This is a genomic window from Mammaliicoccus sp. RAM2, assembly GCF_045897195.1.
GTDB lineage: Bacteria > Bacillota > Bacilli > Staphylococcales > Staphylococcaceae > Mammaliicoccus > Mammaliicoccus sciuri.
Genome location: NZ_JBJNWI010000007.1, coordinates 73,404 through 88,566 on the forward strand (window position 1 = coordinate 73,404; position 15,163 = coordinate 88,566).

16 protein-coding genes are annotated in these 15,163 nt (G+C 32.6%); 7 read left to right on the forward strand and 9 right to left on the reverse strand.

Annotated elements, in window-relative coordinates; translation table 11 throughout:
- Window positions 1-9: 9 nt before the first annotated feature.
- The 9 genes from recF to dnaA form a co-directional block, all read right to left on the reverse strand.
- The gene (gene recF / locus ACJTHF_RS11225) at window positions 10-1,125 is read right to left on the reverse strand and encodes a DNA replication/repair protein RecF (protein ID WP_107609037.1); all 1,116 of its coding nucleotides are present in this window, start codon (window positions 1,123-1,125) and stop codon (window positions 10-12) included.
- 3 nt (window positions 1,126-1,128) lie between these two features.
- Window positions 1,129-1,359, reverse strand: a complete 231-nt coding sequence (gene yaaA / locus ACJTHF_RS11230; RefSeq protein WP_269750679.1) for a S4 domain-containing protein YaaA — start codon at window positions 1,357-1,359, stop codon at window positions 1,129-1,131.
- A 304-nt stretch (window positions 1,360-1,663) separates the two neighbouring features.
- The gene (locus ACJTHF_RS11235; RefSeq protein WP_025906234.1) at window positions 1,664-2,077 is read right to left on the reverse strand and encodes a disulfide oxidoreductase; all 414 of its coding nucleotides are present in this window, start codon (window positions 2,075-2,077) and stop codon (window positions 1,664-1,666) included.
- Between the two features lie 15 nt (window positions 2,078-2,092).
- Window positions 2,093-2,824 carry a DsbA family protein gene (locus ACJTHF_RS11240; protein WP_058590717.1) on the reverse strand — a complete coding sequence of 244 codons (732 nt, stop codon included), beginning with the start codon at window positions 2,822-2,824 and terminating at the stop codon, window positions 2,093-2,095.
- 126 nt (window positions 2,825-2,950) lie between these two features.
- Window positions 2,951-4,195 carry an ABC transporter permease gene (locus ACJTHF_RS11245; RefSeq protein ID WP_107609114.1) on the reverse strand — a complete coding sequence of 415 codons (1,245 nt, stop codon included), beginning with the start codon at window positions 4,193-4,195 and terminating at the stop codon, window positions 2,951-2,953.
- Window positions 4,188-5,087 carry an ABC transporter ATP-binding protein gene (locus tag ACJTHF_RS11250; protein ID WP_078354854.1) on the reverse strand — a complete coding sequence of 300 codons (900 nt, stop codon included), beginning with the start codon at window positions 5,085-5,087 and terminating at the stop codon, window positions 4,188-4,190. The genes ACJTHF_RS11245 and ACJTHF_RS11250 overlap by 8 nt, the downstream gene beginning before the upstream one ends.
- Window positions 5,088-5,092: 5 nt before the next feature.
- Complete coding sequence (locus tag ACJTHF_RS11255) at window positions 5,093-5,332, reverse strand: helix-turn-helix transcriptional regulator (RefSeq protein ID WP_048542884.1); 240 nt, start codon at window positions 5,330-5,332, stop codon at window positions 5,093-5,095.
- Between the two features lie 117 nt (window positions 5,333-5,449).
- Window positions 5,450-6,583 carry a DNA polymerase III subunit beta gene (gene dnaN / locus ACJTHF_RS11260; protein ID WP_037589476.1) on the reverse strand — a complete coding sequence of 378 codons (1,134 nt, stop codon included), beginning with the start codon at window positions 6,581-6,583 and terminating at the stop codon, window positions 5,450-5,452.
- Between the two features lie 166 nt (window positions 6,584-6,749).
- The gene (dnaA, locus tag ACJTHF_RS11265) at window positions 6,750-8,090 is read right to left on the reverse strand and encodes a chromosomal replication initiator protein DnaA (RefSeq protein WP_048542887.1); all 1,341 of its coding nucleotides are present in this window, start codon (window positions 8,088-8,090) and stop codon (window positions 6,750-6,752) included.
- Window positions 8,091-8,641: 551 nt separating this feature from the next.
- Between dnaA and rpmH the strand changes: the two genes are divergently transcribed.
- From rpmH to noc, 7 genes are all read left to right on the forward strand, one after another.
- Window positions 8,642-8,779, forward strand: coding sequence for a 50S ribosomal protein L34 (gene rpmH, locus ACJTHF_RS11270; protein ID WP_016999186.1), 138 nt, complete (start codon window positions 8,642-8,644; stop codon window positions 8,777-8,779).
- 97 nt (window positions 8,780-8,876) lie between these two features.
- Window positions 8,877-9,221, forward strand: a complete 345-nt coding sequence (gene rnpA, locus ACJTHF_RS11275; protein ID WP_025906220.1) for a ribonuclease P protein component — start codon at window positions 8,877-8,879, stop codon at window positions 9,219-9,221.
- Between the two features lie 29 nt (window positions 9,222-9,250).
- Window positions 9,251-10,048 carry an RNA-binding cell elongation regulator Jag/EloR gene (gene jag, locus ACJTHF_RS11280; protein WP_107609115.1) on the forward strand — a complete coding sequence of 266 codons (798 nt, stop codon included), beginning with the start codon at window positions 9,251-9,253 and terminating at the stop codon, window positions 10,046-10,048.
- 113 nt (window positions 10,049-10,161) lie between these two features.
- Entirely contained in the window at window positions 10,162-11,541 is a 1,380-nt protein-coding gene (gene mnmE / locus ACJTHF_RS11285) for a tRNA uridine-5-carboxymethylaminomethyl(34) synthesis GTPase MnmE (RefSeq protein ID WP_025906217.1), read from the forward strand.
- A 15-nt stretch (window positions 11,542-11,556) separates the two neighbouring features.
- On the forward strand, window positions 11,557-13,431 hold the full coding sequence (gene mnmG, locus ACJTHF_RS11290) for a tRNA uridine-5-carboxymethylaminomethyl(34) synthesis enzyme MnmG (RefSeq protein WP_232157045.1): 1,875 nt from the start codon (window positions 11,557-11,559) through the stop codon (window positions 13,429-13,431).
- Between the two features lies 1 nt (window position 13,432).
- Window positions 13,433-14,152, forward strand: coding sequence for a 16S rRNA (guanine(527)-N(7))-methyltransferase RsmG (gene rsmG / locus ACJTHF_RS11295; RefSeq protein WP_107603083.1), 720 nt, complete (start codon window positions 13,433-13,435; stop codon window positions 14,150-14,152).
- A gap of 40 nt (window positions 14,153-14,192) precedes the next feature.
- Complete coding sequence (gene noc, locus ACJTHF_RS11300) at window positions 14,193-15,032, forward strand: nucleoid occlusion protein (RefSeq protein ID WP_107609116.1); 840 nt, start codon at window positions 14,193-14,195, stop codon at window positions 15,030-15,032.
- The last annotated feature ends 131 nt before the right edge of the window (window positions 15,033-15,163 follow it).

Genomic DNA, 15,163 nt, shown 5'->3' on the forward strand with positions numbered 1-15,163 from the left:
CACTTTCATCTACTCAATAATATTGCCTTTAGATACGTTAAATACCTTGGCATCTTTCATAATCTCATGCTCTATTCCATCAACAGATGTTGTTGTTACAAACGTTTGTACCTTCTCTTGAATTGTACTTAATAAATGGGTTTGTCGATTATCATCAAGTTCACTTAGCACATCGTCTAACAGTAGAATTGGATATTCACCAACAACTTGATTAATCAACTCAATCTCAGCAAGCTTTATGGATAATGCTGTCGTACGTTGCTGTCCTTGAGAACCATAAGTTTGTACATTCATATCATTAACATGAAAACTAATGTCGTCTCTATGCGGTCCAAACCGTGCACTTCCACGCTCAATCTCTTTATCCATTGAATCATTAAGCAACGAACAAAAAACATTTTTAAGTCCAGATACATCTTGATATGTTTCTGACAGTTTAATATTCGGCTCGTATTGAACCTTTAAACTTTCTTTTTCGCTCGTAATGCCTTGATGAATCACTTCGGCAATCTTTTCTAATTCACGAATAAAGTGCGCACGTTTCAAAGTCACATTTGCTGCCGCTTCTGAAAATTGTTCATTGAATACTTCTAACATCGTTCGATCTTTCATTTTCCCAATTTGTAATTGTTTGAGGTAATGATTTTTTTGTTTAAGTAATCTTTGATAATTAGATAAATGATTTAAATAGACCGCAGACATCTGACCGAGTTCCATATCAATAAAACGTCGTCTGATTTGCGGGCTACCTTTTACAATATTTAAATCTTCTGGTGCGAACAACACCACATTTAAGTGACCAATATACTGCGTTAATCGGCTCTGTTCTAGATGATTAACTCTCGCCTTTTTGCCTTTTTTCGTAATGATTAAAGAAATAGGCATTGAGCCGTGGCGATAACTTAGTTCACCTTCTATTTTACCATACTCTTCACCAAACTGTATGAGTTCTTTATCATTCGAAGTCCTATGACTTTTAGCTAGTGCTAAAGTATAGATAGATTCTAATAAATTCGTCTTACCTTGCGCGTTCTCACCAATTAATATATTAACATTGGAATTAAAATCAAGTGTACATTTATCATAATTTCTATAATGAGTTAAAGTAAGTTTCTGTAATATCATAATCTATTCACTGAGATGGTTAATACGAAATTGACCTTCAGAAGGAATTTCGACTAAATCACCATCATGTAATTTTTTGCCACGACGAGTTTCACGTTCACCATTTATTAATACTTCTTCATCTTGGAGGAACCATTTAGCCTGACCACCCGTTCCAATGACGCCTTCATTTTTTAGGAATTGACCTAAAGTAATATCGTCTTTTACTGAGATATCTTGTACCACTATCTTCACTCCAATCTTAATTAGTCATCTCTATATTATACCTTTTTTTCACCAAAAAATCATGCTTTTACGCACAATTCATTTTAAGATAAATTAATCTTCAAAATATTTATATTCTAAGTGAAAAATTAAGTCCGGAACTTAAACATTATTTTCATAATAAAATCAAAAAAGTATAGCTAACGAGTATAGTGAGATACTATGGCGCCTGTTAGTTACACTTCACGCGACTTTTGTTACTATAGACACCCTATCCTTAAACTTTCACACGAAAAAGCTGAGACAATGATCTTTGTCTCAGCTTTCTAAATATTTATATTGCTTTATCTTTCTTTGTAAAAATTAAAATCAAACTGATTAACAGGAATGCTGTTCCTGCTAAAAATGGAATTGTGATGAAGCCAAATACATTAATATACTCTGATGAACATGGAACACCTTGTGTACATGGTTTGATTTCTGCAAATCCTGGTACTTTTTGCTCTAAGTAATGCCATGTGGATATCAATAGTCCAATGATTGATAACGGTAGGGCTATTTTTTTAACATTAAAATCATTTTGGAATGAGCCAATTCCGAGTATTAACACGAGTGGATACATACAGATTCTTTGATACCAGCACATTGTACATGGGACAAATTGTCGTATCTCACTAAAGTATAAACTACCTAACATAGCTACTAAAGCTATTACCCAGGAAATAAATAGTGCATATTGTTGCTTCAAATATATCACCTATTTTTATTTATTTTTCTTTTCTATAGCTTGATCGATTGCTTTAGAAACTTTGTCGTAATCCATTGGATCTGATAATACTTTACCATCTACTACAATTGTAGGTGTAACGTCTACATCGTATTTATTTGTTAAATCTGAATCATTTTTCATTTGTTTATAAGACTCTGAATTTCTATCTTTCACTAATTTCATGATTTGATCTTTTTTAGATTTATTAATATCTAATCCGTCTACTGCTTTTTGGACTACTTTAAGATCTAACCATTCGTCATCTGTTTCTGCATTGTGGTCATCTGGTTGTGCTTCAAATAATGCTCTATGGAAATCCCAATATGCATCAGGTGCGATTTTATAAACAGCATGTGCTGATGCACCACCAATTTCAGATCCTTCACCGTGGAATGGTGCGTTCACAAATCTATATTCCACTTTGTCTTTATCGATATAATCTTTTTCTATTTGATCCATGTAATTCGTTTCAAATGCTTTACATGCTGGACATTTAAAATCTCCGAATTCAACTATTTGAACTTTAGCTTTATCTTTTTTATGTGTTGGATTATCTTTTGTATCTTTTGATAAGTCTGTGGCTTTAACAGTTCTATCAAATAGACTATCTTCTTTGTTGTCACTTCCGCTTCCACCAAACACAACAAGCAATACGATACCTACGACAACAACAAGTATTGCTATCATTAAAAACATAATATTACTGTTACTATTTTTATTCGCCATATTAATCCCTCAATCTCTTTTGTTGATAATATAAATTTTATACTATCACTTAAAGAAATTCTATATCATTCAATAAAAATTCATTAAGGTTTTGTGACAAAATGGTGATTAATATTTTCGTAAAAATTATTTAGTAATTTTTAATGCATTTTTTAAATTTTTGATAACGCCTTTTTCATAAGTGAGCACGCTACCACGATACGTTTTCGCTGCAAACACCAGTAGAATGATACATGTAACGATTGAAATGACAATTCCTAAAATTAAATGCCATTCAGGTGTAGTTTCTGATGTTGTTCTTAATAACATCACCATTGGCGATAACATTGGAATAAAGCTTGTCACTTTTACAAGCATTGTATCTGGGTTTGAAATACTAAATATCGCAATATAGAATGCTGCTAATGAAATAAATGTAACTGGCATCATAGATTGAGCAAGATCTTCTATACGGCTCGTTAATGCCCCTAGAATAGCCGCTAATGAAATATAGGATACAACACCCAAAATTAAGTAAACGGCGCCATAAATAATGATTCTCGTCGTCTCAGAGCCATATTCAACGCCAGCTGACTCAAATAGTCCTTTCAAATCAAATGCGAATATACTAATTACAATTGCAAGTATGATAAAGAATATTTGTGTAAAGGCTACTGCAATGATTGCGAGTATTTTCGCGGATACATGAATCGACGGTTTCACACTTGTAACAATCATTTCAATCACACGTGTTGTTTTTTCAGTCGCAATTTCTGAACCGATTTGGTTAGCGTAATTGATTGTGATAAAGAATGATAAGAAAATGATGATGTAGACAACAGCTGAGTTTAGTGCTTGAACTTTCGGATTAACATCACTAGATTGTTTTTCATCATTCGATTTAATTTCTTCTGTCTTCACATCACTTGGTGTATTTAACGTTTTCAAATCTTTTTCTGATAGATTTAATTTTTGTGCTGTTAATGATGATTGCATTTGGCTAAGCGTTGATTGTAAGGTCATTTTCTCACTTTCACTTACATTGCCTTTTTCATAAATTGTGCCATCTACTTTTTCACCATTCACGTTTACTTGAATTAAACGTTTATACTTTTCGTCTTTAACACCTTTTTTACCTTTTTCGAGTGAAACTTTTTCTACTTTTTCAATATCATCGTTTTGTTTATATTGCTTTTCTAATACTTTATAGATCATATCGTTATCTGTTTGTATCGCAACAACTTTACTATCGTTATCAAAGAAATCAATAATTTTGTCGATGTTACTTAATGCAAAGATTAAAATCATAAAAATTGTAGTCATGATGATAAATGATTTACTTTTCACTTTTTGCATATACGTTAAATTAAATGTCGGCCAGAATTTATTCATGCTTATCACCTACCTTAGCTATAAAGATATCGTTTAGAGATGGTTCTGCAACTTGGAATCGTTTGAGGTAACCTAACTTCGTCACATTTTGATAAATACTTTCTGCATGTTTTTCATCAGAAATTGTGATTTTAACGCCTTTTTTAGTCGTTTTAAATGCTTCTACACCTTCAAAGTCTTTTAAGAATTCTAAATCATAGTCGCCTTCGATAAATACATCTTTCTTACCAAAGTCATCTTTAACTTGATCAAGAGAACCAGCAACGACTGCTTTACCTTTATTCATAATGCAAATATAGTCACAAAGTTCTTCTACATGTTCCATTCTATGTGAGCTGAATATAATCGTTGTGCCTTGTTCTTTTAAATCTTTAACAGCAGCTTTAAGCAATTCAACATTGACTGGATCAAGTCCACTGAATGGTTCATCAAGAATTAATAATTCGGGTTTATGAATGATTGCAGCAATCAGTTGTACTTTTTGTTGATTACCTTTCGATAATGCTTCGATCTTTTTTTCTTTATTTTCAAATGCATCAAATCGTTTCAACCAATAATCTAATGCTTCTGAAATATCTTTTCTTTTCATGCCTTTTAGTTCAGCTAAATATTGCACTTGCTCCCAAACTTTTAATTTTGGATGCAATCCTCTTTCTTCAGGTAAATAACCAATCGTATTGGTCATATTATAGTCAATTGGCTTGTCGTTAAATGTCACAACTCCAGTTGTCTTTGGTAATAAACCTAAAATCATACGAAATGTTGTCGTTTTACCTGCACCATTTCCGCCTAAAAATCCATACATCGTACCTTTAGGAACTTCCAAATTAACATCATGTACAGCCGTAAAGTCATTGAATTTTTTGGAAACATCTTTAATTAGTAATGTCATAATGTTTACTCCTTTTCTTTAGATTCTATTTCTGAAATATCTATATTCTCGTCTTCTTCGAAAATAAATAATTCATCTATAGATACTTCGAACACTTGAGAAAGCTTATGTGCTAGTACTAACGTAGGATTGAATTTGTAACGCTCAATAGAATTGATTGTTTGTCTAGACACTTTAACCAATCGAGAGAGTTCACTTTGTGTCATGTTTTTCTGTGTGCGATATTCATAAACTTTGTTTTTCAATTCATCACTTCCTGTCAAGTTAACTTTACAATATATGAATTTTTACACCGTGTCAAGTGAACTTGACACAAAAAAAATAGCTGAGACCCAAATTAGGTCCCAGCCATTACATGTTTATTAATATGTTCTGATTGGTAAGATAAGTTGTACGACAGTTTCGTCGTCTTTAGGTTTAAGAATAAACGGTCTCATTGTACCAAAGAATTCTACTTGTACTTCATCGTTGTCGATAGCTTTTAATGCATCCATCATGTATTTAGAGTTAAATGAGATTTTTAATGATTCACCTTCAACATTGTCTGTAGATACATCTTCTTTAACTGTACCGATTTCTGGTGAAGTAGATGATAATTCAACTTTATCAACATCCGTAGATAATTTAATGACGTTGTTACCACCCTCACGTGCTAATAGTGATGCACGATCTATTGCATGATAGAACTCACTATTATCTAAGATGATTTTAGTTTCATAGTTCTCTGGGAATAGTCTTGTTGTATCTGGATAGTTCCCTTCAAGTAATCTTGAAATAAAGTTAATGTGACCAACTTTAAATAATACTTGGTTACTTGCAAAGAAGATATTGATGTCTTCTTCAGAATCAGAAACGATTTTGTTTAATTCAGATAAAGCTTTACCTGGGATAATAACATTTTTATCATCGATTTCTTCGTCTTCTAATTTTAATTTTCTTAATGCAAGTCTGTGTGAATCTGTTGCAGTACAGATTAGTTCATTGTTTTGAATAAGCCAGTTAACACCTGTTAATACAGGGCGTGTTTCTGACGTGGACACTGCAAAGTTCGTTTGTGCGATAATGTTCTTTAATACTTTAATTGGTAATTTAATTGCATCGTCTTCAGATACTTGCGGTAATAATGGATATTGATCTGGATCTAAGCCACTTACGTTAAATTCAGAATGTCCTGATGTGATCAGTGTTTTAAATTGATCATTCGTTGATAAATTAACGGTTTTACCTGGTAATTTTTTAACGATATCTACAAAGAAACGTCCTGGAAGTACTACAGAACCTTTTTCTTCAATATCTACAATTTTTTCACCATCAATATTTTGATTTATTGTTATTTCTATTGATATTTCAGAGTCTGATCCTGTTAAGATGATGCCTTTATCTGTAGCATCTATCTTGATTCCTGTAAGTATCGGTAATGTAGTTCTTGGTGAAATTGCTTTTAATGTATCATTCAATTGATTAAGAAAGTAATCTCGTTGAATTGTAAATTTCATAACTTATAAAACTCCTTCCAGTCGTTATATATTTAATTATATATCTTTTAAAATCATAGTAATAGTCATAGGGGCTGTGGATTGGTGGATAACTCGGCTTAAATGGTGATATAAAAGTTATTCACATGTTGATAAACTGTGTATGAATGTGCACAACTTATCAACATTATCCACGAATTTGTTTTTCCAGTTGTTCTAAATCATTTTTGAGTTCTGGGTTGTTTTCTAAATCTTTTTTAATTTTATCATGTGCATGGATGACAGTTGTATGATCTCGTCCACCAAATTCTTCACCAATTTTAGGTAATGAAAAATCAGTAAGTTCTCTTGATAGATACATAGCGATTTGTCTCGGATATGCAATTGATTTTGTACGTTTCTTAGCAGCAAAGTCTTCGATTCTAACGTTATACATTTTACCAACAGCTTGTTGAATGTCTTGAATCGTGATTTTAGTAGATCTTGGTGATGAAATAATATCTTTAAGTGCTTCTGCTACTAAATCTGTATTAATCGGTTTATTTCTAAGTTTGGAGTACGCTAATACTCTCGTTAAAGCACCTTCTAATTCACGTATATTGGATTGAATTGAATTAGCGATATAAGTTAAAGCTTCAACAGGTATATCTAAGTTTTCTTCTTCGATTTTCTTTTGTAAAATAGCCATTCTCGTCTCAAAGTCAGGAGGCGTAATATCTACTATTAATCCCCATTCGAAACGTGTTCTTAAACGATCTTCTAAAGTTGGAATTTCTTTAGGCGGACGGTCACTTGAGATGACGATTTGCTTTTTATTTTGATGTAAATCATTAAAAGTATGGAAGAATTCTTCTTGCGTTTGCTCTTTCTTTTGAATGAATTGAATGTCATCTATTAAGAGCACATCGATGTTTCGATACTTGTCTCTAAAGCTTTCCGTATCGTTCATACGTATAGACTTAATAAATTCATTTGTGAATTTTTCGCTAGATGTATATAGAACGTTAGCATTTGGATTTTGTTCAAGCACATAATGACCAATTGCATGCATTAAATGTGTCTTTCCTAAACCGACGCCTCCATATATGAAAAGCGGATTATAAGCATTGGCTGGTTCTTCGGCTACTGCTAGTGAAGCAGCGTGCGGGAACTGGTTACCAGGTCCAATAACGAATGTATCAAAAGTGTTATTACTGTTCAGCTGACTATTTGTAACTTCTTCATATGCTTCAGTTTCTTTAGGTTTTTCTGGCTGTTCAGTGAAATCTTCACTTTGTAAATCTTCTTCTGATATAAATTTAACTTGAACTTTGTCTCCAATCACTTCATATATAAAGTTTGTGACGTGTTCATGATATTTATTGGTTAACCACTCAGCGACAAAAGGACTTTGTGCAACAACTATTGCGCGCTTACTATCAATTTGATGTAAGTAAGTCCCTTTGAACCATGTATTATAACCAGCAGAAGCGATTTGATCTTCAGCAATAGATAACACTTGCTCCCAAATTTCTTCTTTTGAATTCATAAAAGTCCTCTTTCTCATTTAAATTTATTGAGTTATACACATAAAATAAGATTGTTGATAAAGAAAATCACAGGTTGTGAATTATTATCCACAACTTACACACAAACGGTGGATAACTACACTTTATAATTCTCTTGTCCACAATCTTTACACGTAAATATTTATGAAATAATCACAGTAATATCAATGCTTTGTATAACTTATCCACACAATTATACTTTTAAACAAATCGAGTTGTCAAATACCTGTGAATATGTGCTGTTTGATGAGATTATACTGTGAATAAGAATATATCTTGATCAATTTATCCACAAAAAGTTGGTTATGTATTGTGAATAAGTGGATAACTTAATAAATAGAAGTTGTAAATTTCTTCTTGATTTTTAAAATCTGATTTGTTATAGTTTAGTAGTTATTGAAATTGTGACAAATCACACGTATGGTATAAATAATTTTGAAACTAATCTTCTGATATATATAAATGAATATCATACAAATGATAATCTAATGTAGAATTAGATGTTAAGAATAATTAATGGAGGTGTTCTTAAATGGTAAAACGTACGTATCAACCAAATAAACGTAAACATAGTAAAGTACACGGTTTCCGTGCACGCATGAGTTCTAAAAACGGCCGTAAAGTATTAGCTCGCCGTCGTCGTAAAGGTAGAAAAGTATTATCAGCTTAAGATCACTGAAGAGCAGTGGTCTTTTTTTTGTTTTAATTGAAGGAATTGTTTTGTATAATAAACAATAATTAAGTGATGTATTGTGGAGTGGATGTTTGTGGAAAAGGCTTATCGAATTAAGAAAAATAATGATTTTCAAAGAATTTATAAAAAAGGTAAGTCAGTCGCTAATAGACAATTTGTTATTTACACAGCTGAAAATGATCTTGATCACTTTAGATTAGGTATAAGTGTTTCAAAGAAAATGGGTAATGCTGTTACAAGAAATAGAATTAAAAGGTCCATTAGAGAATGTTTTAAGAATCATAAAGAAAATATTATTCCTAAAGACATCATTGTTATCGCTCGAAACCAAGCTGTTGATTTAAAAGTCATTGAAACACAGAAGAGTCTAGAGCATGTATTGAAGATTGCTAAAGTTTTTAATAAACGTATTCCCTAAGTATTGATATATTACTAGGAGGTTGCAGCATGCTTAAATCGCGCTATGAAGGACAATCAGTAGAACAAGCACTACAACAAGGTTTAGAAGATTTGAATGTTCAAGAACAACAAGTAAGAATTGATGTTATTAATGAAGGTAAAAAAGGTATTTTTGGATTTATGAAACAAGATGCACAAATTGAACTAACTGTAATCGATCCAGAACTTAAACAGTTTGAATCAATTGAAGCATTAAAAAATCGTCACGAGTCGGTCGAAGAGGACGATAGACCATTAACAGATGAAGTGACACATCAAGAAGACACAATAATAGAAGAAAAAGATATTCAGTCAGAAACAGGCATACGTGAAGATCGCAATCAGAAAAAAGATTCATTAAATGAAGTGGCACAAAACACTTTAGATTATGTACTTAATATCATAAGAGAAATGGATATTGATGTAGATGGTTCATATGAAATTAAGTCTAATACAATTTATATTAATATGACTTCCAACAATGCTGCTTATATAATAGGTAAGCGTGGTCAAATTTTAAACGCCTTACAAATAGTAGGTCAAAATTATATGCATCAATTTGTTAAAGGTTATTATACGCTTATATTAGATATCGAATCATATCGAGAAAAGCGTAAAGAAACGTTAGAAAAATTGGCGCTTAATATGGCTAAGAAAGCAACTCAGACAAAGAGACCGGTTAAATTAGAACCTATGCCAAACTTTGAACGTAAAATTATGCATCAAGCAGTCAGTAAAATTGAAAATATCGAAACATACTCTGAAGGAAGAGAACCACATCGATATTTAGTCATTAAGAATAAATAAAAATAGTCGGAGTGAGTCATCTCGCTCCGCATTTTTTCGAACAATATATTCGAAAAATATTACAAAACCATTTACAATCAATAGAATAGTTATTAATGGTGGAGGAGAATATCATGGATTTAGATACAATTACAAGTATCTCAACGCCTATGGGTGAAGGTGCAATAGCAATCGTACGATTAAGTGGTCCGGATGCCTTAAATATTGCTAATCGTATATATAAAGGTAAGAAACAAATTACTGAAGTGGCATCACATACAATTAATTATGGTCATATTATTGATCCTGAGACTGATGAAGTCGTAGAAGAAGTCATGGTTGCTGTTATGAAAGCACCAAAGACTTTTACGAGAGAAGACATCGTTGAAATAAATTGTCATGGTGGTTTAGTAACAGTTAATCGTGTACTTGAGTTAACGTTATCTAATGGTGCTAGAATGGCAGAACCAGGTGAGTTTACGAAACGAGCATTCTTACACGGACGTATTGACTTGTCTCAAGCAGAAGCGGTTATGGATTTCATCCGTTCTAAGACGGAACGCGCATCGAAGGTAGCCTTAGGTCAGATGGAAGGACGTCTAAGTAGTCTTATTAAAGGCTTAAGACAGTCCATATTAGAAATACTTGCTCAAGTAGAAGTGAATATTGATTATCCTGAATACGATGACGTAGAAGAAGCTACAACTAAATTCTTATTAAAAGAATCAAGGCATATTGAAAATGAAATCGATCAATTATTAAGAACAGGCCAGCAAGGTAAAATTATGCGCGAAGGTCTATCAACAGTCATTGTTGGGAAACCAAACGTAGGTAAAAGTTCTATGCTTAACAACTTGATTCAAGATAATAAAGCGATTGTTACTGAAGTAGCTGGTACAACAAGAGATGTATTAGAAGAATACGTCAATGTTCGTGGTGTACCATTAAGATTAGTGGATACTGCAGGTATTCGTGAAACAGAAGACATCGTAGAAAAAATAGGTGTAGAAAGATCAAGAAAAGCTTTATCAGAAGCAGATTTAATTTTATTTGTTCTTAATTATAATGAAGCATTAACGGAAAATGACTATCAGCTATTTGATGTCATTAAAGATGAAGATGTGATTGTGATTATAAACAAAATGGACTTAGAACAGAAGTTAGATATTGATGAATTAAAAGCAATGATAGGCGACCATCCTTTAGTTCAAACTTCTATGGTTGAACAACAAGGTATTGAAGAACTTGAACAGAAGATTTCAGAGTTATTCTTTGGTGGACAAGTACAAGCACAAGATATGACATATGTCTCAAATTCAAGACATATAGCATTATTAAAAGACGCTAAGACATCTATAAATGATGCAATTCAATCTGCTGAAGACGGTGTACCTATAGATATCGTACAAATAGATTTAATCAAAACTTGGGAATTGCTCGGTGAAGTAATTGGTGAAGAAGCAAGTGATTCACTAATTGACCAACTGTTTAGTCAATTCTGTCTCGGAAAATAAAAAGGAGGAAAAATTTTGACACAAAAATATGATGTTATTGTTGTCGGCGCTGGACATGCAGGTGTGGAAGCTGGTTTAGCTTCTGCAAGACGTGGTGCAAAAACACTAATGCTTACAATTAACCTTGATAGTGTAGCATTTATGCCATGTAATCCATCAGTTGGTGGTCCAGCTAAAGGAATTGTTGTAAGAGAAATCGATGCGCTTGGTGGTCAAATGGCTAAGACAATCGATAAGACACACATTCAAATGCGTATGTTAAACACTGGTAAAGGTCCAGCTGTAAGAGCATTACGTGCACAAGCAGATAAAGTATTGTATCAAGAAGAAATGAAACGTGTGATTGAAGATGAACCAAATCTTGATATTATGCAAGGTATGGTTGAACGTTTAATTATAGAAGATAATAAAGTTAAAGGTGTAGAAATGGTTATCGGCTCAACTTATGAAGCGGATGCTGTTGTATTAACGACAGGTACATTTTTACGTGGTGAAATTATTTTAGGTAACTTGAAATATTCAAGTGGACCAAACCACCAAATGCCATCTATTAAATTAGCTGAACACTTGAAAGAATTAGGCTTTGATATCGTGAGATTCAAGACTGGTACGCCTCCACGTGTTAATGGTAATACAATAGATTACAGCAAAACAGAAATTCAACCAGGTGATGAAGTAGGACGTGCGTTCAGTTATGAAACGACAGAATACATTTTAGATCAATTACCTTGTTGGTTAACATATACAAATGAACAAACGCATAAAGTTATCGACGATAATTTACATTTATCTGCTATGTACTCAGGTATGATTAAAGGTACAGGTCCAAGATATTGTCCTTCAATTGAAGATAAATTTGTTAGATTCAATGATAAACCAAGACACCAATTGTTCTTAGAGCCAGAAGGACGTAAGACACAAGAAGTATACGTACAAGGTCTATCAACAAGTTTACCTGAACATGTTCAACGTAAAATGTTAGAAACAATTCCAGGACTTGAAAAAGCAGACATGATGCGTGCCGGTTACGCAATTGAATATGATGCAATTGTGCCAACACAATTATGGCCAACACTGGAAACGAAAGTCGTTACAAACTTATTTACTGCGGGTCAAATTAATGGTACTTCAGGATATGAAGAAGCGGCAGGACAAGGTTTAATGGCAGGTATCAACGCTGCTGGTAAAGTATTAGGTAAAGAAGACGTTATATTACGTCGTTCAGATGCTTATATCGGTGTGTTAATTGATGATTTAGTTACAAAAGGTACGAACGAACCATACCGTTTATTAACTTCTAGAGCAGAACATCGTCTATTATTAAGACATGATAATGCAGACTTAAGACTGACAGATATCGGTTATGAAATTGGTATGATTTCTGAAGAACGTTACGCTAAATTTAATCAAAAACGTGAAGCAATTTCAGCTGAACGAGAAAGATTAAGAGGTATTCGTATTAAACCGAATGCACATACACAAAGTGTTATCGAAAGTCGCGGTGGAACAGCGCTTAAAGACGGTATATTAGCTTTAGATCTATTACGTAGACCAGAAATGGATTACGCAGCTATTATGGAAATCTTACAAGAAACTTCACCAGTAGATGAAGACGTACAAGAACAAGTAGAAATTCAAACGAAATACGAAGGTTATATCCAAAAATCATTAGCACAAGTTGAAAAAATGAAACGTATGGAAGATAAAAAAATTCCTGAAAATATCGATTATGATGCAATCAATAGTTTAGCGACTGAAGCACGTCAAAAACTTAAAGAAGTTAAGCCACTTGATATTGCACAAGCTTCTCGTATTTCAGGTGTAAACCCTGCAGATATTTCGATTTTACTTGTGTACATTGAACAAGGTAAAATTCAGAAGGTGAACTAACATGAATGAACAAACTTTTATTGATACGTTAAAAGAATCAGGTATAACATTATCAGATAAACAAATTAGTCAATTTGAAACATACTTTGAGATGTTAGTAGAGTGGAACGAAAAAATTAACTTAACAGCAGTTACTGAAAAAGAAGAAGTGTACTTGAAACACTTCTTTGATTCAGTGACACCAAGCTTTTATATAGATTTTAATGAAATTGAAACGATTTGTGATGTAGGGGCAGGCGCTGGATTTCCGAGTATCCCTTTAAAAATCGTATATCCACACTTGCAAATTACGATAGTAGATTCATTAAATAAAAGAATTAAATTTTTAAATGAATTAGCTGCATCATTAGACTTAGATAAAGTAAACTTTGTACATGATAGAGCAGAAACATTCGGTAAATCACAACAGTACCGAGAAAGCTTTGATCTTGTAACTGCAAGAGCAGTAGCACGATTATCTGTATTAAGTGAATTATGTCTACCTTTAGTGAAAAAGGGCGGTCAATTTGTAGCATTAAAAGGCTCACAAGGTAATGAAGAGTTAGAAGATGCACAATTTGCAATTTCTGTCTTAGGTGGAGAAGTAAAAACAGTAAATGAATTTACGCTACCTCTTGAAGAAAGTATGAGACAGATCATTACGATAGATAAATTAAGACAAACACCTAAGAAGTATCCAAGAAAGCCAGGAACACCAAACAAAGAACCTTTAACAAAATAATTCCTGGGAAATATGTATGAACGAAAGTAGGTATATTGAGATGAAAAAGCCTTTTTCTAAATTATTTGGACTTAAAGACAAAGAATTAGAACACATAGAAGAAGCACGAGCTGAAGGTAATGTGGCAGTCATATCAACAGAAAGAATAGTGCCAAACCGTTATCAACCGAGAAAAGTATTCGATGAATCTAAAATTAAAGAACTCGCACAATCTATAAAAGAACATGGATTATTACAACCTATTGTTGTTCGTCCAATTGAAGAAGGTATGTATGAAATCATAGCAGGTGAGCGAAGATTTCGTGCAATGAAATATAACGATTTACCAGAAACTGAAGTTATTATTAAACCATTAAATGACAAAGAAACAGCAGCCGTTGCACTAATTGAAAATATACAAAGAGAAAATTTATCAGCTATAGAAGAAGCGGAAGCCTATAAGAAATTGCTGGATTTAGAAGATATTACACAACATGATTTAGCAGTTAGTATGGGTAAGAGCCAGTCATTTATAGCCAATAAATTAAGACTGCTCAAATTATCAGAACCTATTATTATTTCATTACAAAAAGGTGAAATAACAGAAAGACATGCAAGAGCATTGTTAGGTTTAGATGATGAAGGGCAGCAAGAAGTCTTAACATCCATACAATCTCAGAACTTAAACGTTAAACAAACAGAAGATCGCGTTAAGAAAATACGCGGCTCTGAAAAAGTAAAAGCAAAACAATTTCAATTCGAACAAGACATCACAGAAGCACTTGATTCACTCGAACAAAGCATTAAAAATGTTGAAAAAGAGGGTATTAAAATCAAGCGAATTGATGAAGAACATAAAGACTTCTATGAAATTACGATTAAAGTTTATAAGAAGAAATAATATATAAAGTTTGGGACATTATAAAATATCCCAAACTCTTTTTTATGTTTACATATAGAATTTCTGTAAATTTCCGATATATTATTGTTATTTGTAAAAAAGTCATTTATACTTTTCTGTAAACGTTTTCA